15 protein-coding genes are annotated in these 21,327 nt (G+C 36.5%); 8 read left to right on the forward strand and 7 right to left on the reverse strand.

The features are described 5' to 3' along the window. Window positions 1–942: 942 nt before the first annotated feature. Together F6K40_RS13865 and F6K40_RS13870 are read right to left on the reverse strand one after the other, a co-directional pair. Window positions 943–1,152 (reverse strand): hypothetical protein, encoded by a 210-nt coding sequence (locus tag F6K40_RS13865; RefSeq protein WP_293136759.1) that lies wholly within the window; start codon window positions 1,150–1,152, stop codon window positions 943–945. A gap of 232 nt (window positions 1,153–1,384) precedes the next feature. Further along, window positions 1,385–3,136 carry an ABC transporter ATP-binding protein gene (locus F6K40_RS13870; RefSeq protein WP_293136761.1) on the reverse strand — a complete coding sequence of 584 codons (1,752 nt, stop codon included), beginning with the start codon at window positions 3,134–3,136 and terminating at the stop codon, window positions 1,385–1,387. Between the two features lie 467 nt (window positions 3,137–3,603). On the opposite strand from F6K40_RS13870, the gene F6K40_RS13875 reads away from it, so the two are divergent. Next, window positions 3,604–3,993, forward strand: coding sequence for a hypothetical protein (locus F6K40_RS13875; protein WP_293136763.1), 390 nt, complete (start codon window positions 3,604–3,606; stop codon window positions 3,991–3,993). Window positions 3,994–4,559: 566 nt separating this feature from the next. Next, on the forward strand, window positions 4,560–5,048 hold the full coding sequence (locus tag F6K40_RS13880) for a peptidoglycan-binding domain-containing protein (RefSeq protein ID WP_293136765.1): 489 nt from the start codon (window positions 4,560–4,562) through the stop codon (window positions 5,046–5,048). 406 nt (window positions 5,049–5,454) lie between these two features. Here the strand turns inward: F6K40_RS13880 and F6K40_RS13885 are convergent, their stop codons facing one another. The 3 genes from F6K40_RS13885 to F6K40_RS13895 all read right to left on the reverse strand — a co-directional run bounded on the left by F6K40_RS13885 (window position 5,455) and on the right by F6K40_RS13895 (window position 10,833). Then, window positions 5,455–5,883: a universal stress protein gene (locus F6K40_RS13885; protein ID WP_293136767.1), complete on the reverse strand. Its 429-nt coding sequence runs from the start codon at window positions 5,881–5,883 to the stop codon at window positions 5,455–5,457. A gap of 346 nt (window positions 5,884–6,229) precedes the next feature. Continuing rightward, a complete protein-coding gene (locus F6K40_RS13890) occupies window positions 6,230–7,729 on the reverse strand; it encodes an alanine/glycine:cation symporter family protein (RefSeq protein ID WP_293136769.1) in 1,500 nt (499 codons plus the stop codon). A 1,679-nt stretch (window positions 7,730–9,408) separates the two neighbouring features. After that, a complete protein-coding gene (locus tag F6K40_RS13895) occupies window positions 9,409–10,833 on the reverse strand; it encodes an alanine/glycine:cation symporter family protein (protein WP_293136771.1) in 1,425 nt (474 codons plus the stop codon). A 1,495-nt stretch (window positions 10,834–12,328) separates the two neighbouring features. Here F6K40_RS13895 and F6K40_RS13900 point away from each other — a divergent pair. From F6K40_RS13900 to F6K40_RS13910, 3 genes are all read left to right on the forward strand, one after another. Then, window positions 12,329–13,483, forward strand: coding sequence for an RNA polymerase sigma factor, RpoD/SigA family (locus F6K40_RS13900; RefSeq protein ID WP_293136773.1), 1,155 nt, complete (start codon window positions 12,329–12,331; stop codon window positions 13,481–13,483). A 198-nt stretch (window positions 13,484–13,681) separates the two neighbouring features. Next, on the forward strand, window positions 13,682–14,200 hold the full coding sequence (locus F6K40_RS13905) for a GNAT family N-acetyltransferase (protein WP_293136775.1): 519 nt from the start codon (window positions 13,682–13,684) through the stop codon (window positions 14,198–14,200). Between the two features lie 524 nt (window positions 14,201–14,724). Then, window positions 14,725–15,411 carry a lecithin retinol acyltransferase family protein gene (locus F6K40_RS13910; RefSeq protein ID WP_293136777.1) on the forward strand — a complete coding sequence of 229 codons (687 nt, stop codon included), beginning with the start codon at window positions 14,725–14,727 and terminating at the stop codon, window positions 15,409–15,411. A gap of 177 nt (window positions 15,412–15,588) precedes the next feature. Here the strand turns inward: F6K40_RS13910 and F6K40_RS13915 are convergent, their stop codons facing one another. After that, window positions 15,589–16,557 (reverse strand): Uma2 family endonuclease, encoded by a 969-nt coding sequence (locus F6K40_RS13915; RefSeq protein WP_293136779.1) that lies wholly within the window; start codon window positions 16,555–16,557, stop codon window positions 15,589–15,591. Window positions 16,558–16,744: 187 nt separating this feature from the next. Between F6K40_RS13915 and F6K40_RS13920 the strand changes: the two genes are divergently transcribed. Genes F6K40_RS13920 through F6K40_RS13930 form a run of 3 tightly spaced genes read left to right on the forward strand, consistent with a single transcriptional unit; the run spans window position 16,745 to window position 17,916 of the window. Beyond that, complete coding sequence (locus F6K40_RS13920; protein ID WP_293136781.1) at window positions 16,745–17,545, forward strand: Rpn family recombination-promoting nuclease/putative transposase; 801 nt, start codon at window positions 16,745–16,747, stop codon at window positions 17,543–17,545. A 16-nt stretch (window positions 17,546–17,561) separates the two neighbouring features. Then, window positions 17,562–17,771: a hypothetical protein gene (locus tag F6K40_RS13925; protein ID WP_293136783.1), complete on the forward strand. Its 210-nt coding sequence runs from the start codon at window positions 17,562–17,564 to the stop codon at window positions 17,769–17,771. Window positions 17,772–17,787: 16 nt separating this feature from the next. Next, window positions 17,788–17,916, forward strand: coding sequence for a hypothetical protein (locus tag F6K40_RS13930; RefSeq protein WP_293136785.1), 129 nt, complete (start codon window positions 17,788–17,790; stop codon window positions 17,914–17,916). Window positions 17,917–17,977: 61 nt separating this feature from the next. Here F6K40_RS13930 and pcrA read toward each other — a convergent pair whose 3' ends face one another. Further along, on the reverse strand, window positions 17,978–20,323 hold the full coding sequence (pcrA, locus tag F6K40_RS13935) for a DNA helicase PcrA (RefSeq protein WP_293136787.1): 2,346 nt from the start codon (window positions 20,321–20,323) through the stop codon (window positions 17,978–17,980). Window positions 20,324–21,327: the final 1,004 nt, after the last annotated feature.

The raw sequence follows: 21,327 nt of genomic DNA on the forward strand, positions 1-21,327 counted from the left end.
CGATTAACAACTACTCCATTTTAAATTATTCAAAATAATTAGATTTATCAAATTTTAGATCAAGGTTGTCTTGAGTTCTTTTCATTCCATCAATTGAACCAAATATTACTCTTTTTACAACTGATAACTGATAACTGATAACTGATAAATGAAATGGCTGTTTTGTTGCTCATAATATTTGACTGTATTAAAAATAAAGTCTAAAGTTTGTCTGCTTTTTTAGGGTTCATCTCAATCTTTCCAAAAATACTTTTTTCCTCCATACCTTTTGCCAGTTAAGTCTTTCCTATAATTTTTAGGCTTTTTTAAAAATTTAGATGCGCCCGAAACAATTATCAGCAAGGTTTATAAAAACGATTAACAACTACTCCATTTTAAATTATTCAAAATAATTAGATTTATCAAATTTTAGATCAAGGTTGTCTTGAGTTCTTTTCATTCCATCAATTGAAGCAAATATTACTCTTTTTACAACTGATAACTGATAACTGATAAATGATAAATGAAATGGCTGTTTTATTGCTCATAATATTTGACTGTATTAAAAATAAAGTCTAAAGTTTGTCTGCTTTTCTAGGGTTCATTTCAATCTTTCCAAAAATACTTTTTTCCTCCATACCTTTTGCCAGTTAAGTCTTCCCTATAATTTTTAGGCTTTTTTAAAAATTTAGATGCGCCCGAAACAATTATCAGCAAGGTTTATAAAAACGATTAACAACTACTCCATTTTAAATTATTCAAAATAATTAGATTTATCAAATTTTAGATCAAGGTTGTCTTGAGTTCTTTTCATTCCATCAATTGAACCAAATATTACTCTTTTTACAACTGATAATTGAAGCAAATATTACTCTTTTTACAACTGATAACTGATAACTGATAACTGATAAATGAAATGGCTGTTTTATTGCTCATAATATTTGACTGTATTAAAAATAAAGTCTAAAGTTTGTCTGCTTTTTTAGGGTTCATCTCATCTTTGGAAAGAGACTTTTTTCCTCCATACCTGTTCCCAGTTAAGTGTATCCCTAAAAGGGATAATTTTTTGGCTTTATTCAAAATTGAAATGCACCCTTTTTTATAGCGTTTCCCAGAGTCATAATATACATCTATTTTTATTTTTATTCTATTCCCTGTTCCCTGTTCTATCATTTTGAAAAAATAGTTTTACGAATAATAGAAGCGATGAAAATATTTTATAGGATATGTCTTTTTGACAAAAAAGGTAATTTAAAACCTAAAAAATGGTATTTAAACCATTCATTCTGACTCCTGACTCCTGACTCCTGACTCCTAAAAAATTCCCTAGCTATTTGTAGCAAACATTTATCAAATTGGTATTCCCTATTCCCTATTCCCTATTCCCTATTCCCTATTAAAGATATTAACTAAACTGTTTCTGATATAAACGAGTGTAAAGTTCACCCTTTTCCAATAACTCTGTATGAGTACCCGACTCTAAAATTTCACCATTTTCCATAACCAAAATTCGATTAGCACGTCGCACAGTTGCCAATCTATGAGCAATAATAAATACAGTTCTACCTTCCATCAATCTTTCTAAAGCTTCTTGAACTAAAGATTCAGATTCATAATCTAGAGAAGAAGTCGCTTCATCTAATATTAATATCCTCGGATTTTCCAATACCGCACGAGCGATCGCTATCCTTTGTCTTTGCCCCCCAGATAAATTAACACCCCTTTCACCTACCCAAGTTTGATAACCTTTCGGCAACTTAATAATAAACTGATGAGCATTAGCAACTTTAGCTGCTGCTTCTACAGAATCAATTTTATAATCTACTCTACCAAAAGCAATATTTTGTAAGATAGTTCCAGAAAATAAAGTCACCTCTTGAGGAACAATTCCAATTTGTCTTCTCAGAGTTTTAAGAGTAACATCTTGAATATTTATCCCATCAATTAATATTTTCCCAGACTGAGGATCGTAAAACCTAGGAAGCAGATTTACAAGTGTAGTTTTACCAGCTCCAGAAACTCCTACAAAAGCAATTATTTCTCCTGAATTTACTAACAAATTCAGATTTTTTAAAATTGGTTTTTCAGGATAATAAGAAAAACAAACATTCCTATATTCTACCTTTCCCTCTACAGGAGGAAGAGAAATTGCGTCGGGTTTTTCAATAACTAATGGTTGAATTGTTAATAATTCAAAAACTCTGTCGCAAGAAGCTTCCCCTTGTTTAAATTCACTATAATTACTTGTAGTTAAAGAAATCGGATCGATCAACAAAGCAACACCCGTTACATAACTAATAAAACCTTCTCCAGTCAAATTTCCTTGAGATATTTGCCATCCTCCCAGGAAAAACAAAAAAACCACACTCATTGCTTCCAAAAAACCCACCACTACAAACTGGAGTGCCTTAACCTTTTCCGCCATGTATTTTGCTTGTCGGTTTTGTTCAGCTTCCACAGAAAATTGAGAAACTTGATATTCCTCAGCAGCAAAAGCTTGAACTATTCTAATACCATTAAATACTTCAGTTATCAGAGCAGATAAATTAGAAATGCGATGTTGACTTTGGTGAGAAAAAGAAAGTAACAACTCTCCAAACCAACCAATTAATAATGCCAATAAAGGTGCAACTATCATAGTTGCCAGAGTTAATTGCCAGTTGAGATAGACCATATAACCTAATACAACTATTAACTGCAAAATGCAAGGAACAAATTGGTGAAAAAACTTATTAATAACCTCTCCAGTTCGGTCAATATCTTCCGTAATCCGATAGGAAAGATCCCCAGTTTTTGAGTTTTCAAAGTAACTAATATGAAGTCTTTGTAGGTGAGAATAAACTTGTTTGCGCAAATCTAAAGCAATAGTTAAAGCTGCTTTTGCCATTAGGGTATCTTGACCATATTGTACAGTACCCTTAATCAGAAAAATAATAGCTGCTAGACCCGCAAGTTGAGTAATTGCTCCTACATCTCCCCTGCCGATATAACCAGCCATTTCACCCATTAACCAAGCCAAAATAGGCCAGAAAATAGTAAAAACTAATGTACAGGTCAATGCCTTGACAATTGTTGGCCAATAGTCATAAATATAGGGTAAGAGTTTCCAATAATTAGAGCTAGATTTCCAGATCCCAAGCTTAATTTGATTTTTCAAAATATTCTAAAATTTTCTATATTAAAGATAAAAAAACTTGCTTTTAGTGATTTAGCATGATAAAACCATTTTAAGTCATGTCTGATGAAAGTTTAGTCAAGTCTGATAGTCCATATTTTTGTGGAGTAAAGGCCAATCAAACTTTCTTTGACAGTTTTACCGACAAATAGGGTTTAAAGCCTTAGTAATTGCTGATGTCTTTGACCAAGGAACAAAGGGTTTGCCCTTTAACCCTGTAGTGGTTGATCCACTGCGAATAACTAAGCTATCAGGTTTTTGAGTAAGTTTGAGTAAGTTTACTTGAGCGGTAGTAAATCTACTAAATCTAAATCCGGAAAATAATTTTTACATCTGAATTAATTTAATGTCCCGCTGCAGAGACATCTTAATTTTTAAAGATGTAACTATTCATCAGGTAAAATCGTGTTTTGTGGTAGTTCATTTAATTTGACTAAACAGAGGAATTTATGGAAACATTAGCATTTTCCCACTTAGCCTACAACGCAGAAAACACTGAGAATCAAGAGCTTAGTGTTTGTGTAGACTTCAAAAAACTATCTAGTGTTGGCGCAATGGGTTTACTATCTGCTGCTACTGTAGTTGGAGCAATGAGCTTCACTGCTGATTCTGCTTCTGCTTATGGTGGTTATAGCTATGGTAGCTCTGGTGGCTATGGTAATTATGGTCGTTATGGTCGCTATGGTCGTAGCTCTGGTCACTACTATAAAAAAGTTAAAGTTGTTAGTCGTTCCTACAACCGTTCTTATGGTAACTATGGTGGCTACGGTCGCTACGGTCGCTACGGTCGCTATGGTAGTGGCTACGGTGGTGGCTACGGTGGCTATGACTGCTACTAAATTGACTAACCAGAAATCTAATCAAAGCGCTCAAGTCGCTTAAATGGTTAGTCCAGCCTACTTTTTTAAAGTAAACGTCCCAATCGGTCAAATCAATTCAAAATTCAAAATTATCAATTCAAAATTATTACCTCTGTCCAAAGTCAAAGCCTTGAAACAAAGAAAATCTTTTTTGATTTTTTTCGTTCTCAAGAATGAGGCTTTAATCCTTGATTAAACAATTATTCAATAACTTGGCAGCCCAAATTTTTGAACTTGGAATTTTGAATTTTGAATTCAAAAATGGTCATAATACCTTGGGGTGCGCCGCCAGTCCTGGAGCTTCTGTTGTTCGGCATTAAACAGGTAAAGAGATTTGAAAAACCAGTGTGTCGAGCAGCTCTCTAAAAAGCCAAAATAACTGGGCGAGGCCAACTTTACACATTTTGTGCAAAACGGGACCCACCGAAGTCCAAATTTTTGCATAGCCAGATTTTTTGAGGTGTATTAATATACCTCAAAAACATCTTATTTTCTTTAGGAAATATAGACAATTACTTGTTTTAAGCACATTTTTTCTAAGAGTTATGGAAACACTAGCATATTCTCATCTAGCTACGGCTGAAGAAAGTTCTACAATTGAACCCACTTTTGAAGCAATCAACTGGAAAAAGTTTTCCAGTCTAGGTATGATGGGTCTCCTATCAGTCGCTACTATTTTAGGTGCCCTGAGCGCAACTGCTAATAGTGCTGCTGCTTGCCACCATACCTGTCGTGGTGGTTATGGTTATGGTCGTGGCTCACACGGTAAGAACTATCATCGTCCCAAATATCGCCATGCTTCTTATCGTCATGGTCGTCGCCGTCGTGGATCTTATCTTCACTATGGTAGCCGTGGACATAAAGTAGCTAAGTTGCAACACGAACTAGGACTTATGGGATATTTCCATCATCATCGTGCAACTGGTTATTTTGGTCCTAAAACTAAGCGTGCAGTTAAAGCATTCCAACGGGATGTAGGCTTAAGACCGGATGGTATTGTTGGACCGCGTACTATGGAAGCTTTAGGTTTTTAACTTCCCTGGCGGGAAGTCCCGCGCTCTCCCGTTGGCAGAGCCTAGCGGCAGCTATTAGGGGAGCGTCGGGATGAAAGCCAGGGTCAACGCTTAGACGTCTCCACAAATAAAATGTTCCGCTCCCCTTGACAAGCAGGAGGTATTTTATTATGATACTTATAGTTAGTCTCAGATCAACGAACACAGGGGGAGGACATCACCTCTGTCAAAACAGCGGTCAGGGTTTCCCAGGCTGAAGAATCCCTATTTTTCCCGTAAGGGCAACGTCGGGAGTATGTCAAGATTCCTGATTGGAAGTCCTAATCTTGAACTATCGCAGACAAACTCAGAAACCGGGTTTTTTCGTAGATTTCTATTATAAAAACAAGGATCTATGATCAAAACCCGGTTTCTTTGCATACTCTCTTTACTGTCGCAGGACTAAAACAGGACAATGGGAATATCGGACAACTCTTTCAGCAACCGATCCTAATAAAAATCGACCAATACCAGTATGTCCGTGGGAAGGAATGACAATTAACTCCACTTTTTTTTCCTGAGCATAGTCTAAAATTTCTGGACCAGGAGTTCCGATCGCCACACTGAAATTAATACCCTTATATTGAGGTCCTGAGAATTTTTCTTGAAATACCTTTTCAACGTGCTGTTTGCGACTCGGATCGTCTACAGTATCCCACCTTACTCCTGGTTCGACAGGGTTAAGACGAGGCAAAACATGAAGCACCCATAAATGAGAAGTATTTGTAACAAATTCTAGAGCAACATTAATTGCCTCAATAGATTCGTCGGAAAAATCTATTGGTACAAGTACGGAGTTTTTAGGAAATATACTCATGGCATTTATTTATGTAGCAGGGAACAGGGAACAGGGAACAGGGAACAGGGAACAAGGAACAGGGAATAGGGAATAGGGAATAGGGAATAGGGTTTGAGGATTTAGAAATGTCCTAATCATTGCTTCGACTGCTATATATCAATTAACAAGTATAGTAGTCGCTATTACTATTAGGACATTCTCAAGCCTCTCAAATTTAATCACAGCAAGAATTTAATTTTTAACTTCTGACTTTTGACTTCTGACTTCTGACTTCAGCTAGGACATTATTAAGCCTCTCAAATTTAATCACAGCAAGAATTTAATTTTTAACTTCTGACTTTTGACTTCTGACTTCTGACTTCAGTTATACCATTTCTCCTTTACTCAGACGCTCCATATAATTTTGTAAATCTTTTGCTACCTGACCACATAAAAAATAACCACCCAAAATATTTGGAAAAGCCATTGAAAGTAAAGTAGCATCACTAAAATTAATTACAGAAGATGGGTTCGATACCGAACCGATAAAAGCAGCAACCAAAAACAAGATTTTGTAAATAATTAATCCCTTACCACCAGACAAATAATCCCAACAACGTTCGCCATAGTAACTCCAAGAAATCATGGTGGAAAAGGCAAAACAGAAAACAGCGATCGCTAATAAAATAGGAAACCATCCCAAAACAGTACCAAAAGCTGCAGAAGTTAACTCCGCTCCTTTCTTCGCTTCCCGCAAAGCAGCAAACTCTTCAGCATTATATACCTTAGTAATGACAATCACCAAAGCCGTCATATTGCAGACAACAATAGTATCAATAAACGGTTCTAACAAGGCAACCAAACCCTCACGAATAGGTTCATCAGTTCTAGCAGCAGAATGAGCGATCGCTGCCGAACCTACACCAGCTTCATTAGAAAAAGCGGAACGTTGAAACCCTTGAATAATCACACCAATAATCCCACCTTCTACTGCTTGAGGAGCAAAAGCACCAGAAATAATAGTAGCGATCGCCCCTGGAATTTCGGTAATATTAGCCAAGAGAATAAATAGAGAAGCTAAAACATAAAGTAGACACATTAAAGGTACAAGAGTACCTGCTACCATACCAATACGCTGAATACCTCCAATAATTACTAACCCGACTAAAACTACCAGCACTAAACCATAAACCCAACTAGGCAAACTTGGTAAGACAGTAGCAACTGCACCGTAAGACTGATTTGCCTGAAACATATTAGCGCCACCGAAAGCAGCAAAAATACACAAGACAGAGAATATTACAGCGAGAACTCTGCCTAAAGTTCCCTGCCCCATTTCTGCTAAACCTGTGGATAGGTAGCGCATTGGTCCGCCAGAAATAGTGCCATCAGATTGAATAATGCGATATTTTTGAGCCAGGGTACATTCTACAAATTTACTGGTCATGCCAAAAAAACCAGCGATCGTCATCCATAAGACAGCACCAGGTCCGCCGACACTCACAGCTAAAGCTACACCTGCTATATTTCCTAATCCTACTGTTCCCGATAATGCTGTTGCCAAAGCTTGAAAGTGAGAAACTTCTCCTCGATCTTCGGGGTTATCGTATTTACCTCTAACTATATCGATGGCGTGTTTAAAAGCACGAAGATTGATAAATTGCATCTTGATAGTAAAGAAAATTGCACCAATAAGCAGCCATAAAACGATTAAAGGAAAACCACCGATACTAAAGAAGAGGATGTTAAATATTACATCTACAAAATTTGAAAAAGTTTGATCGATGCTATTGATGAAACTATCTCCTATTTCTGGTTCTTGTGCTAAAGTAACAGTTGGTATTGATATAAATAGGAATATATACAACCAAGTTGGTATTTTCATTTTTAATTCTACCTACTAATTATTTTTTTCAACTAAATACTTATAACATGAAACTCTAAATTTTTCAGACTTGTAGTTCCACTGAATCAGTTTGAAGATGAAGGAAAAGGTTAAAACGTTTTTGGAAAGATGAGACATCTCCAGAAAAGAGGGAATAGGGAATAGGCAATGGGCAATAGGGATAAGTAATTCATAATTTATGGATAATAATTGATTTTATTTTTAATTTTTGAAGATGTTTATTCATGCTGAAGAGTTGGAAAGTTTAGGAGAAGATTTGTTATATCATGTCCGGTTGAATATTGATAATTAGAAGCTCTCGTAGTTTTGCTCTAGCAAGAAGATAGATATTTCATATCATGTCCGCTGGTATCGTTGGTGTAAACTCAAGGGTGAATTTTGCCGGAAATTTAAGTTTTTTTCTGGCTCTTAAGTATTCCTGCCAGTTAAGTGTTCCCTCCTCCCTCCTCCCTGTTCCCTCCTCCCTGTTCCCTGTTCCCTGTTCCCTGTTCCCTGTTCCCTGTTCCCTGTTCCCTACCTTTGCTATACAATACCGATGCTACTGGACATGATATCAATTGTTCAGAGGTATACTACAAACAAAAACTTTTTTATAACTAATTATCTGTACATGATATAGCAATCAGGAATGATATCATGTCTGCTGGTATCGGAGAGTGTAAACCAAAGGGTAAATATCTACAGGAAATTTAAGTTGTTTCAGGGTTAATACCCTTAATTACTCGATAACTAAAGCTTTCATCCCAAATTTCTGAATTCTAAATTTTAAATTCTAAATTCTAAATTCTGAATTCTTATCCTTTTACAATACTGATGCTACCGGACATGATATGAGATGCGAGAAAAAAGGTTGTATTAATTAACCACAATACAAAAAGACGGTGTAGATAATTTAGTCATCTATATAGATGACTAAAGGTAGCTGATTATTATAGTTAATTAATGAGACTTGATATAATACCATTTCTCAGGTATTCTTGCTACATCTCCTTGAGCAGAGGGAGTAGTAGGGATGTTACAAAAGAGCATCCGTACAGAGTAGGGAGTATGGTCCAAAAATATCTTATATCTTCATTTAATGGCAACAAATTGTTAAAAACATCGCTCTTACTGATTTATTAGTTAATAACTGAAGTTTTGAGCAACTTCTTGCATTATTTTTGTGAATTGATACAAGATGGGGTTTGGAGACCAAACCCCTACGATAAAATAGACTTGTCGCTTTATAACTTAAAAAATCCTCAAAACCATTGATATGTAAGGATTATAGCTATAAATGAAATAAAAAACCTGAAATTATTACTCTACCTGAGTTTGAGCGATTTTTTCCCTCTATTTAGTGACAAGTCTAATATTCAAATTCTTATAAATCAGATCAAATCCTTTTAATTGGACATAAAAAAAATCTCATATCTTCATAACTACGTTCATCTTTATGATTCTTTCTCCTCCTGAGGACCTACGGACGTTGCTTGAGCATTAATGCGTTACATGTCGCGTAGCGTTAGCGGAGCGAAAGCGTCAGCAATACGTCCCTACCTCCTGACTCCTAAAGACTTAAGGAATCTATAACTGTTTAAGCGGATTTGATATCACAACTGATTGCTATATTAGATGTCAATAGTCTGGAAGATGTGGAAAGTTGGTTAAATTAATAATTAATTTGCTGAAATCATTTCTCCTGTTTGTAAACGTTTCATATAATTTTCTAGATCGGTTCCCACTTTCCCACAGAGGAAATAAGCACCGAGCAAACAAGGAAAAGCAAGAGTTATTTTCACAGCATCAGCGAATTGAATTACTGCTTCTGGTTTAGTAACTGTACCAACAAAAATAGCTATTAAGAACAAGATTTTATATATAATTAGACTCCGGTCTCCAAATAAATATTGCCAGCTAACTTGACCATAATAACTACTAGAAATCATAGTAGAGAAGGCAAACAAAAATATACATAGTGTCAAAATAGAAGGAAACCAGGGAATGACAGAAGTAAAAGCAGCTAAAGTCAGTTCAGAACCACCAAAATTAGCAAATTCTGGATTATTGTAAGCTCCAGTAATAATCACCACTAAAGCAGTCATGTTGCAGATAATAATAGTATCAATAAATGGTTCTAGTAACGCGACAATACCTTCCCGAATAGGTTCATCAGTTTTCGCTGTAGCATGAGCGATCGCAGACAAACCCAATCCCGCTTCATTAGAAAAAGCAGCACGACGGAATCCCTGGACTAACGCCCCAACAAAACCACCTGCCATAGCTTCGGGAGCGAAAGCACCGTGAATAATACTAGCTAAGGCATTAGGAATAGCGGTAAAGTTAGCCAAAATCACCCACAGAGCAGCCAAAAAGTAGATGCCACACATTGCAGGTACGATAGCAGCAGCAACTCCAGCAATACGTTGGATACCTCCAATAATTACTAATCCCACTATTAATACTAGAACCAATCCATAGCTCCAAGTTTTTTCGGCAACAAATGGTAGCATATTAGCAACGACGACTTGAGACTGGTTAGACTGAAATATACTAGAACTACCCAATGCCACCAAAATATTGAAAAATGCGAACATTCCTGCTAAAACTTGACCTAATTTTTTTTGCCCTATATCTGCCAAACCTGTTGACAGGTAATACATCGGCCCTCCAGCGATCGTACCATCTGGGTTAACAATACGATATTTTTGAGCTAGGGTACACTCAATAAACTTGGTACTCATCCCTAAGAAACCGGCGATCGTCATCCAAAAAACTGCACCCGGTCCTCCTAAACTAATAGCAACGGTAACTCCGGCAATATTTCCTAGTCCCACGGTTGCAGATAGGGCAGTAGCGAGAGCTTGAAAATGGGAAACTTCACCTGCGTCATTTGGGTCATCGTATTTGCCCAAAATAACATCAATGGCGTGTTTAAAGGCTCGAATATTAATAAACTGCATTCGGATAGTAAAAAAGAGACCACCACTAATTAGCCACAGTACAATAAGTGGTATGCCTCGATCGCCTCCAATACTATAAAAAATGATCGCATCTATATTTTTTAATAAATCAGAAAAATTAGCAGAAATCCAATCTAACATTTAGTTTAGTCGTTCCTATTTTCAAGAAGCAGTTAGCGGTTAGCATATTGCTCTACAAGACTACCGTCTACAGCAGAATTTTTTTTGAGACGCCCTTGTTTGCGGAGCATTTTGGAATGGAGAGGAGATTTCAACTCCGAAACCATCCAGCGCTTGGGGTATAAGGGGATTTTAACTCAGAGCTGCTAAAAGTTGATAGCCAGTTAAAGTCAAGTATTAGTTGATTTTAGCACTTAAAGATTGTTGTTAAAGTTGATTTTAAAGACTTTTTTTAAGGTTCATATTCTAGAGTAATGGGCATAGTTAATATCGCTAGGGAATAGGGAATAGGGAGTAGGGAATAGGGGGAAATAATTGATGTTATTTTTTTTGCGCTCACCATTGGGATTGAAATAATGAACCAAATTTCAATCCCAATGGTGAATTAGACATCTCCAAAAATTAAAATTCAAATCAATTCTCACCCATAAATTATCTATTACTCCCCTCCTGGGAGGGGTTAGGGGTGGGTTCTTCCTGTTCCCAGTTAAGTGTTCCCTGTTCCCTCTTTTCTGGAGATGTTTATTGATATCAAATCCGTTTAATTGCACATACAATAATCCCATCTACAGGATTCGAGAATAGTCTAGGCAGTTGAGTTTCTTTCTGATTGACACGCCCTAGAAATAAGTGGTTGAGTATTTTCTACTAACTGGACTTAAACAAAATCAACCCAAAAAAAAACGATCAAATATAGACAGGCAAAGGCTTTTATGTCAAAAAGGCATAAATCTTGAATTACCAACGGTTCTAGCCATTTTCAGGGCAGCGACGTAATTCCCTTATCTAGAGAGACTTTGAGGCATTTTTCCGACCAGAAAATGTTGAAGTACCACTAACTACTGACTACTGACTATTGACTACTAAATTGATAGTGAGGTTATTTAACCGACTTTGATATGATATCAGACCTAAAAAATAGATACTTGTAATCATGTTATAATATAATTATGTACGCATCCACATTCTATTTCTAAAGTTCACTGTAATTTATACAGCATCAATAGGATCATAAAGCAGTTAACTTTGTTACAAATTCTCATAATTATAGTTATTTTAATTATTTTCATTGAAGAAAATTAAAATAAAAAACTCAGGAAGAAACCATCTAATTTTGTATTAAGCAATACAGCCAATTAGAGAGTAAAGCTTTGAAATGGATATTGTTGTTTGTCTTTAAACGAATAACTAAATGTTAATTAATTATTAAATAATTATTTAGTTATGTAAATACTTAAAGATAAATCTTAAGGAATTAAATGTAATTTAGGACTGCAATCTTTCTGAATTATTGGTTGACAAAAAGTGTAAAATATGGTATATAACCAATACTAGGTGCTTTGTTAATATTGAATTAAATTGTTAGTAAATTGAGGAATTCTGGTATAAAATAACACGTGCATTGTATCTCATCAACCATTTACAGCCGACAAACTATATAATAGAAAAAAACACTATGAAAATTCTACTTCCAGAGAATTCAGGTAAGCATCAACTCGAATTATCAGTCCCCATTAATAAATCAGAGATGTCAGATAAAATGCAACAAATGAGTTTAACAATTGCTGAATCCCTACATGAAGAAGCTCAAAATCAAGAGGATTATAGTACGAATATATCGGCTGTAACTATTCCAGTATCAGAAAATCAACAAGATGTAGATGATGCAGTGGGAGCATTATTTAAACAAATGTCTCGTTATCCTCTTCTAAGTCAAAAAGAAGAAATAGAATTAGCCAGGCAGATCCAAGAGTTAGTCATATTTGAACAACTGCCAGAGCGACTGGCAAATGACTTAGGGCGAGTGCCTACAAAAGCTGAAGTAGCAGCAGCGGCAGGTTTGACAGAAGTACAACTAGAGAGTCGCTTACATCAGTGTCGGGCAGCCAAACGTCGAATGATTAGCTCTAATCTCCGTCTAGTGGTTTCCATTGCCAAGCGTTATCTAAACCGAGGGGTGCCTTTTCTAGACTTGATTCAAGAAGGAGCATTAGGACTAAATCGTGCCACGGAAAAATTTGACCCAGAAAAGGGTTATAAGTTTTCTACTTACGCCTATTGGTGGATTCGTCAAGGAATAACACGCACCATTGCTAATCAAGGACGTACTATTCGTCTACCAGTTCATGTAGTTGAACAGATTAACAAACTTAAACGAGTTTACCGCGACTTAAGACGGAGTTTAAATCGTATTCCTAGTGACACAGAAATTGCTAAAGCGCTAGAAATTTCTCTCCAACAACTGCGTAACCTCCAGCAAATTCGTCGGAAAACTCTCTCTCTCAATCATCGTTTGGGTACTGACGAAAATACTGAACTTTTAGATTTCTTAGAAGACAATGAAAATACTACTCCTGAAGCGCAAATGAATGATATGATGATGCGCCAGGATATCTTGGAGGTATTAAATCATGTTTTAAGCGATCGCGAGCAAGATGTCATCACTCTCCGGTATGGTTTAATGACAGGAGAACCTCATACTTTAGATGAAGTAAGTCGGATGATTAATCTCTCCCGCGAACGAGTACGACAAATTCAAGCTAAGGCAATGCGAAAGTTGCGTCGTCCTCAAGTAGCTGAACGTTTAAAAGGATGGTTAAATCGTTTTTAATCGAATTAAGATAATATAGCTTTAAGCATTCAGCTATCAGCTATCAGCTAAAGTTAAAAGTATTAGCTGTAAAGGATTTCAATTTTATCAATAGACATCTTTAGAAAAGAGGCAGTAGTGGAAATAATTGATTTGGTTTTTGATTATTGGAGATGTCTAATGTCCTAACACTTTTTGTAGTGCTATAGTAGTTAAATTATGTCCCTAGATGAATTAAAGCTGCGTGCTGCGACGCCAGCAGATGTACCTGTACTGTTTGAGTTAATTAAAGCTCTAGCTGAGTATGAAAAATTATCTCATGCTGTTACAGGTAATGCTGCTTCTTTGGAAGCTCATTTATTTGGTGAACCTGGTAGTGATAAGTCTAATTATCGTCCTATTGTTGAAGCTATTATTGCTGAATTGGCAGATAAACCCGTCGGTTTTGCTCTATTCTTTCATAACTATTCAACTTTTCTCACCCAACCCGGAATTTATATAGAAGATTTATTTGTGTTACCTGAGTACAGGGGGCGGGGTATAGGGAAACGACTGGTAAGTTATGTGGCACAGTTGGCAGTATCTCGAAACTGTGGGCGTTTGGAGTGGAGTGTTTTAGATTGGAATGAACCAGCGATCGGATTTTATAAACATATTGGTGCGTCAATTTTAGAGGAGTGGCGTATATGTCGTGTTACTGATAATTCTCTGAGTAATTTAGCATCTGGACTTTCTTGAGTAGGGAATTTAATAATTAATAATTAATAATTAACAATTAATAATTACCTCTTGTGTAATAGAGGGATTGGTTAAAAGGATTTTTTTTCTTCTCTTGGTTGATTGGATATGGTTAGGTAACCCATCCCTCGACTGCTCATTGCTATAAAAGTATGAATAATTAACACGCTCCTGAAGTGCTAATTATCAAAAAGGTAATTCTGCTAATTATTTAATCAGGACTAAAGCGATGCGAACCCAGAAACCCGGTTTCTCGTAGATGTTTATTGTCAAAAATAACAATTTCTCGTAGAAACCGGGTTTCTTTGCGTAAGTCCTATTAATAATTGATGTTTCACCTAAAATCATAGTAATAGCAACTGCTATATAAGATTTCAGAGCAAAATTCAAAATTTAGTACCGCTATAAAAATCTGAATTCTCAGGGAATTCAGATTTTTTTGTGTGTAGTGGTTAAATCTATTCAACTTGACTATTGTTAAGAAAATAGGTGAAAATGTAATGAGATAAAGTTAGTAAAAGAATATGGCACGCGGAGAACAAATATATACTCTTAGAGAATTTCTAAATATAGATGGTGTGTACGAACATCATGGTATTGACTATGGCGATGGAACAGTTATTCATTATCGCAAAGGAACAGAAACTATTGAACGAACTTCTAAAGCATATTTTACTGATGGGAGAAAAGTTTATGTTAAGCGTTACCCACTTCGTTATATTGCCGATACAGTTATTCAAAGAGCAGAAAGTAGATTAGGAGAAAAAAAATATAATATTCTTTTTAATAATTGTGAACACTTTGCCACTTGGTGTATTACTGGAGTTAGCTATAGTCAACAAGTAAAAAACTTTATTCCTCTACTGGATAATATTAATGTCGAGCAAATATCAGAACCAATTAAGGAAGCAATTTTAGGAGTAAAAACTCAGGTAGATACTAATGAATTGGTAAGTCAAGCTTTAGCAGATATTAAAGTAGCTTGGGAAAATATTCAACCTGAATATAAACAAACTTTAGAGGAAATAGATAACTGGCAAAAAGTTGCAGTGGCATCCCTCAAAAAAAACCGGGAAGATTTAGCTCGTGCTGCCTTAATTCGGAAGCGAAAACATCAAGAATATGCTGATGAATTAGCAGCTAGTTTGCAGAAATTGGCAACTATGACAGAAACACTTTTGCGCAGTCAAAATTTAATTGGTAAAAATTAGACATCTCCGAAAAAGAGGGAACAGGGAACAGGGAACAGGGAACAGGGGGGAATAAGTGATAAATTATCAATTATCAATTATAGTGCTACGCATTAAGGTTAGGACATTTATAAATCCTCAAATCCTTTGACAGTTTACTATTCCCTTTTCCCTTTTCCCTTTTCAAGTAGCGCTATACTACTGCAGAATTTCCTGAACTTTCTCAACCGTCAAACCAAGAGTTTCAGAAACTTCCTCCAGACTTAAACCCATTGCCAACAACCGAGAAATAGCATTCCTTTGCACAAGCAACCCCATTTCAACTTCAGATTCAGCACGTTCAGCTCTGACTTTTTGAATTTCTGCTTCAGATTCAGCACGTTCAAGTTGAGATTCAGCACGTTCAGCTCTGACTTTTTGAATTTTCTCACCTTCTTTTCCTGTTAACAGCAGATTACCTTCTGCATCCCACCAACGCAACCACAACATATATTGATTTTCGTAATTACCTTCCCAAAGTCCTAACTCTACTCCCAATTCTTCAATGGGATAGTGACCTCGTTCATTTGGTGACATTTGCTGATAACGCCCATTTACTAAGCGATAAACCTCTAGACGACCGCTAATAATTTCGTAAATCCCGTAATAAGGAATTTGGATTCTCTGTTCGTACACCCAAAACTTTCCTGGTTTAATTTTCTTTCCTTCAGATGTTTGGGATAGAGGGGTTCGATCTCTTTCTTCTGCACCATCTCCTGATGCCAGTTCTAATGCAATAAATGGTGGCACTTTTTCTCTGGGGAGAACGTAAGAGCGACGATATTCACCATCCAGTAGAGGGGGTACATTGGGAACATAAAACCAATCTGGGCAGACTGCACCTTGTTCGGGAGGCTCGGTTTTCCGCCAATAGATGCCACAGTCTTGTCCGATCGCGTATTGTCCGTCAGGATGAATGCGCTGCAAAACAGGAGTAATGGAGTCTGTCAGAATAATGCTTTGGGGATGCTCTTGAAAGTTTTTCACAAATGTACCGTCTGACTCTGGCAGTTGGGTATGATCGGGGAAATCAATTTGATTATTGGTTTCCGTTGTACTATCTGACTTTGGCAGTTGGGTGTCAGGAAAAGACTGTAGTAGTTCAGTTGGAATTTTTGTTTCTGTCATTACTAACTTATTTTTATTTGATATGTTGTTTGATTATAGTAAAAATTTAGCTGTCAGTAGCAATATCGCTTTTATGGTTTATCCTTGAAGCATCCACCAGTTTTTGACGAGATTAAACAAATCCTAAAACTTTTATAGACAGCTATTCACCATGATATGATGCTCGACATGACAACAAAATTTTTCAATGAAAACAGACAGTATATTTTACAGACTATTTTTAGAGATGCCTGGTGTTTACTTTCAACTCATTGGTAAATCTCCGACTCTAGCAAATTCTTACAAGTTTCGCTCAGTCGAAATCAAACAAACAGCTTTTCGTTTGGATGGTGTATTAGTTCCTAACACTCAGTCTTCTGATACTCCCATCCATTTCGGTGAAGTACAAATGCAAAAGGATGAAGCATTTTACCGTCGATTTTTTGGTGAAATATTTCTGTATTTGAGTCAATACGAAGATGCCAAGTATTGGCACGGATTAGTAGTGTTCCTCAACCGCAATATTGAACCAAAAGATACCCAACCCTATCAAGCTCTATTAAATAGCAGTAACGTTACTGTAGTTTACCTGGAAGATTTGGGAGAGGAAGCTTACGATAACTTGGGTTTGGGTATAGTCAAGTTAATAGTAGAGGATGAGACAAAGGCAGTACAACAGGCAAAAATTTTAGCTGCCAAAGTAACGACAGAACTAGCACAAGAGACTGAACGGGAAAAAGTGCTAGAATTAGTCAAAACAGTTATTTTGTACAAATTTCAAAATTTAGCACCAGAGGAGGTAATAGAAATGTTAGGGATGGATGATTTTAAAAAATCTCGACTTTATCTAGGAATTAAGCAGGAGGGGAGAGAAGAAGGTAGACAAGAAGGCAAACTTTTAACAGTTCCTATGTTTTTAGAACTGGGGTTGACTATTGAAGAGATAGCACAACGGTTGGATTTAACTGTGGAGCAAGTTCAACAAGCTGCTCAAAGTCAGTCTAATTAATAGGAGGTATATAGAAATGTTCAGTATAGAGGAATTTCAAAAATCTCGACTTTATCTAGGAATTAAGCAGGAGGGGAGAGAAGAAGGTATAGAAGAGGGGACATTATTAACTAAGTTGCAAGTAGTTCCCATGTTTTTAGAACTGGGGTTGACTATTGAAGAAATAGCACAACGTTTGGATTTAACTGTGGAACAAGTTCAACAAGCTGCTCAAAATAATGAATAATTAGAGACAGTTTTGATTGGTTAGAATTAACGATCGCTCCTTTCCTCTTAGAAAAAAAGCGTCGCTCCTCAAACTTGGTTGGTTTGACAGGAGCGATAATGCTCCGCACCGCTTGCGCGATCGCTCTCAGAGAAAGATTATTTGAACGGAAAAGCAAAAAAAAGGCTTTTTTCCTATTGTCGCCTAACTTTATACACAAAATAATTTCAATTCAACTTTTCCATTGGTTCTATTTTCGGGTTAATAATTTTTGTCATCTTACCAAATTTGATACCTAAACTAATCTTCTTTCCTTCACCAAAAACATTTGTTACCAACCCCACGCCAAAATTTTCGTGCATCACTTTATCCCCAATTTGCCAACTTTCTGTTTGATTACTTACCGCTTTTTTCACAACACTATTTTGAGTCTTTTTACTCTGACGTTTTGACCGATAAATTGCCTTTTTCATAGCATTAGTATTAACTAAATCTGCCGGTAATTCTCCCAAAAATTGAGATGGAATTGTGGCATCTCGCGCTCCCCAAAGTTGTCGTCTTTCAGTGGCGTAAGAAAGAAATAATTGTTCTTGCGCTCTGGTAATTCCTACATAACAAAGTCGTCTTTCTTCTTCTAAAGATAAAGGGTCATCTATACTCCGAAAATGAGGTAATAAACCCTGTTCTAAACCCACCATAAATAACACCGGAAATTCTAAACCTTTAGCCGAATGTAAGGTCATTAATGAGACAGCTTCTTGCCCATCTTGGAGGTTATCTAAATCGGAAGCTAAAGAAGCATTTGCCAAAAAACTTCCTAAAGTTGTATCTTCATTATCTTCTTGAAACTGAGCCACAGCACTACATAACTCCCCTAAATTTTCCAGTCTATTATCTGCTTCTTCCGTACCCTGTTTTTTCAAGTCTTCAGTATAACCAGAAGTCTCCAAAATTCCCTCAACAATTTCCAGAGCAGTCAAATTTTCTACCTCATCTTGCAAATGTTGAATTATCTCAGCAAATTTATTGACAGCTTTTGATGAACGACCTGCCAAAGCATTAACTGAAGCTTTATCATTAATAATTTCCCACAAAGGTATTCCCATCTGGGAACTAGCATTTAATAAACTATCAATAGTCGTCTTGCCAATTCCCCTTCTCGGAGTATTAATAATTCTGAGCAAACTAACAGTATCGGCAGGATTCGCAATGACTCGTAAATAAGCCAAAGCATCCTTAATTTCTTTCCGGTCATAAAATCTTAAACCGCCAATTATCACATATTTAATATCATAATGAATCAAAGCTTCTTCCAAGGGGCGTGACTGAGAATTCGTCCGATAAAGTACAGCAAAACTGCCTAAATCTAACTCTGGGTTTTGGTCTGTAATTTCCTGAATTTTACTACAAACGAATTCAGCTTCTTCTCGCTCACTTTCTGCCTCATAACAATAAATTTCTTCCCCTAAACCCCTGGTTGGTTTGAGAACTTTATCAATACGTTGAGTATTATTTTCAATCAATTTATTTGCCACTTCCAGAATATTTTCCCGCGACCGATAATTTTCCTCCAACTTAATCATTGTCCGGGTATCTTCATCAGGCAAACCATCACCAAAATCATTCTGAAATTCCAGCAAAATTGTATAATCTGCCATGCGGAAAGAATAAATAGATTGGTCTACATCTCCCACTACAAAAACAGAACGATTTTTCCAGTTATTAAAATATCTAGGGTCTTCACCATTAGTAGCTAAATATCTAATAAAATTATATTGAGTCCGATTAGTATCTTGATATTCATCCACTAAAATATGATTAAAATGTTGATGCCAATAAGCTAATACTTGCTCATTTTGCCGAAATAATTCCACAGGTATTCTGATTAAATCGTCAAAATCTAGAGCATTATTCGCAGCCAAATTATCTTGATAAATTCCATAAACTTCAGCAATTACCCTACCCCGATAATCTGGCTCCGCTCTTTGATATTCTAGAGGAGACATTCCTTTATTTTTAGCATTACCAATAGCATATCTAACAGAACGTGGATTAAATTTTTTATCATCCAAATTTAGCTGTTTAGTAACAATTTGCTTGACTAAACTTTGAGCATCACTTTCATCAAAAATAGAAAAATTTTTATCCCAACGACGTTTTTTTTCATCCTGATATTTATTAATATCAAACCGCAAAATCCGAGCGCAAAGACTATGAAAAGTTCCCATCCATAAATGCTTAGTAATATTTTTGTAGACTTGCGATCGCAACCTGGTTTGTTCTTCCTGTGTCAATGCAGAAAAAGGTTTACCATATTTAGTTTCCGCCTGTTGTTGAGCAAAAAGTCTCTCAATGCGATCCTTCATTTCCCGTGCAGCTTTATTTGTAAACGTCACCGCCAGAATATTTTCCGGGTGTACCCGATGATGACGAATCAGATGGGCCACACGATAAGTCAACGCCCTAGTTTTGCCCGAACCAGCACCCGCCACAACCAACATTGGTCCGCAGAAATGTTCTACTGCTTGGCGTTGAGATAAATTTAGCTGAGTCAGAAAATCAGTAGTTTGCATAGTTGGATGTTATTATAGATCGGTTGATATATTGCATATTATCACCAAATAGTAAAGGAGTAATGAGTAAGGAGTAATGAGTAAGGAGTAAGGAGTTAGGAGTAGGGAGTTAGGAGTCGTAGGGGCGAACGGCCGTTCGCCCGTACAGGAGTTAGGAGTAAGAAAGGAAATGAAAATGCATAAATTTTTAAATTCGTATTCATGCTTAATATCATGTCCGGATAAGAACGTGATAGAACTCCGTTCCGCTTTCGCTGCGCGACATGTTTGCGTAGCATTCCCTATAAGAAAACGCGACCAAAAAACTTTCTCCTCCTTATAACTTACAGCGCTTTTCTTTCTTGATGAACCACATCGTCACAACCAAAACCCCGTAGGGACGTTCCATGGAACGTCCCTACTGTGGTCTACCGTGCGGGAAAACTGCTGTAAAATTCCCTCCTCTTCCCTCATTTCTCCTGTACGGACGTTGCTTGAACATTAATGCGTTACATGTCGCGCAGCGTTAGCGGAGCGAAAGCGTCAGCAATACGTCCCTACCTCCTGACTCCTCCATTTTTATTTATAACTATTCAACCGGACATAATATAACATATTTTAGTTGAGGATTTTTGAGCGCGATTACTGTATAACCGGATTTTATATAATTTACGGCTAAAAAAACCAAACTACAAACAAACATTTTATGGTAGTGGTGTACAAGTAGTGATATCCTAAAAAAAGTCAAATTTTCAAGGGAATATGATTTCTTTGAAACTAAGAATTGAAGCTACTTTACTGTTCCCAGTTAAGAGTTAAGTGTTCCCTTTCTCGACAATAAATCACAATCATCAAAGGACTACCCATTTTATCGATCGCGCTATTATTCGGAAATTTTGGAGATAGGTATAGCACTACGCATTAAGGGCGCGGACATTTCTAAATCTTGTTTGCGCAGCATGACCTAGGAAAAGCCTTTAAAAGTCTGCTGTTCTTAGTTTTGTGTTCCCTGTTCCCTTTTCAAG

It is taken from the genome of Okeania sp. SIO3I5, assembly GCF_010672085.1.
Classification (GTDB): Bacteria; Cyanobacteriota; Cyanobacteriia; order Cyanobacteriales; family Microcoleaceae; genus Trichodesmium.

Excerpts from the sequence above, each read along its gene's own strand:
- F6K40_RS13915 (WP_293136779.1), bottom strand. The coding sequence starts at position 16,557 with ATGACAGAAACAAAAATTCCAACTGAACTACTACAGTCTTTTCCTGAC.
- F6K40_RS13925 (WP_293136783.1), top strand. The coding sequence starts at position 17,562 with ATGTTCAGTATAGAGGAATTTCAAAAATCTCGACTTTATCTAGGAATT.
- pcrA (WP_293136787.1), bottom strand. The coding sequence starts at position 20,323 with ATGCAAACTACTGATTTTCTGACTCAGCTAAATTTATCTCAACGCCAA.
- F6K40_RS13895 (WP_293136771.1), bottom strand. The coding sequence starts at position 10,833 with ATGTTAGATTGGATTTCTGCTAATTTTTCTGATTTATTAAAAAATATA.
- F6K40_RS13885 (WP_293136767.1), bottom strand. The coding sequence starts at position 5,883 with ATGAGTATATTTCCTAAAAACTCCGTACTTGTACCAATAGATTTTTCC.
- F6K40_RS13900 (WP_293136773.1), top strand. The coding sequence starts at position 12,329 with ATGAAAATTCTACTTCCAGAGAATTCAGGTAAGCATCAACTCGAATTA.
- F6K40_RS13920 (WP_293136781.1), top strand. The coding sequence starts at position 16,745 with ATGAAAACAGACAGTATATTTTACAGACTATTTTTAGAGATGCCTGGT.
- F6K40_RS13875 (WP_293136763.1), top strand. The coding sequence starts at position 3,604 with ATGGAAACATTAGCATTTTCCCACTTAGCCTACAACGCAGAAAACACT.
- F6K40_RS13910 (WP_293136777.1), top strand. The coding sequence starts at position 14,725 with ATGGCACGCGGAGAACAAATATATACTCTTAGAGAATTTCTAAATATA.
- F6K40_RS13890 (WP_293136769.1), bottom strand. The coding sequence starts at position 7,729 with ATGAAAATACCAACTTGGTTGTATATATTCCTATTTATATCAATACCA.
- F6K40_RS13865 (WP_293136759.1), bottom strand. The coding sequence starts at position 1,152 with ATGATAGAACAGGGAACAGGGAATAGAATAAAAATAAAAATAGATGTA.
- F6K40_RS13905 (WP_293136775.1), top strand. The coding sequence starts at position 13,682 with ATGTCCCTAGATGAATTAAAGCTGCGTGCTGCGACGCCAGCAGATGTA.
- F6K40_RS13880 (WP_293136765.1), top strand. The coding sequence starts at position 4,560 with ATGGAAACACTAGCATATTCTCATCTAGCTACGGCTGAAGAAAGTTCT.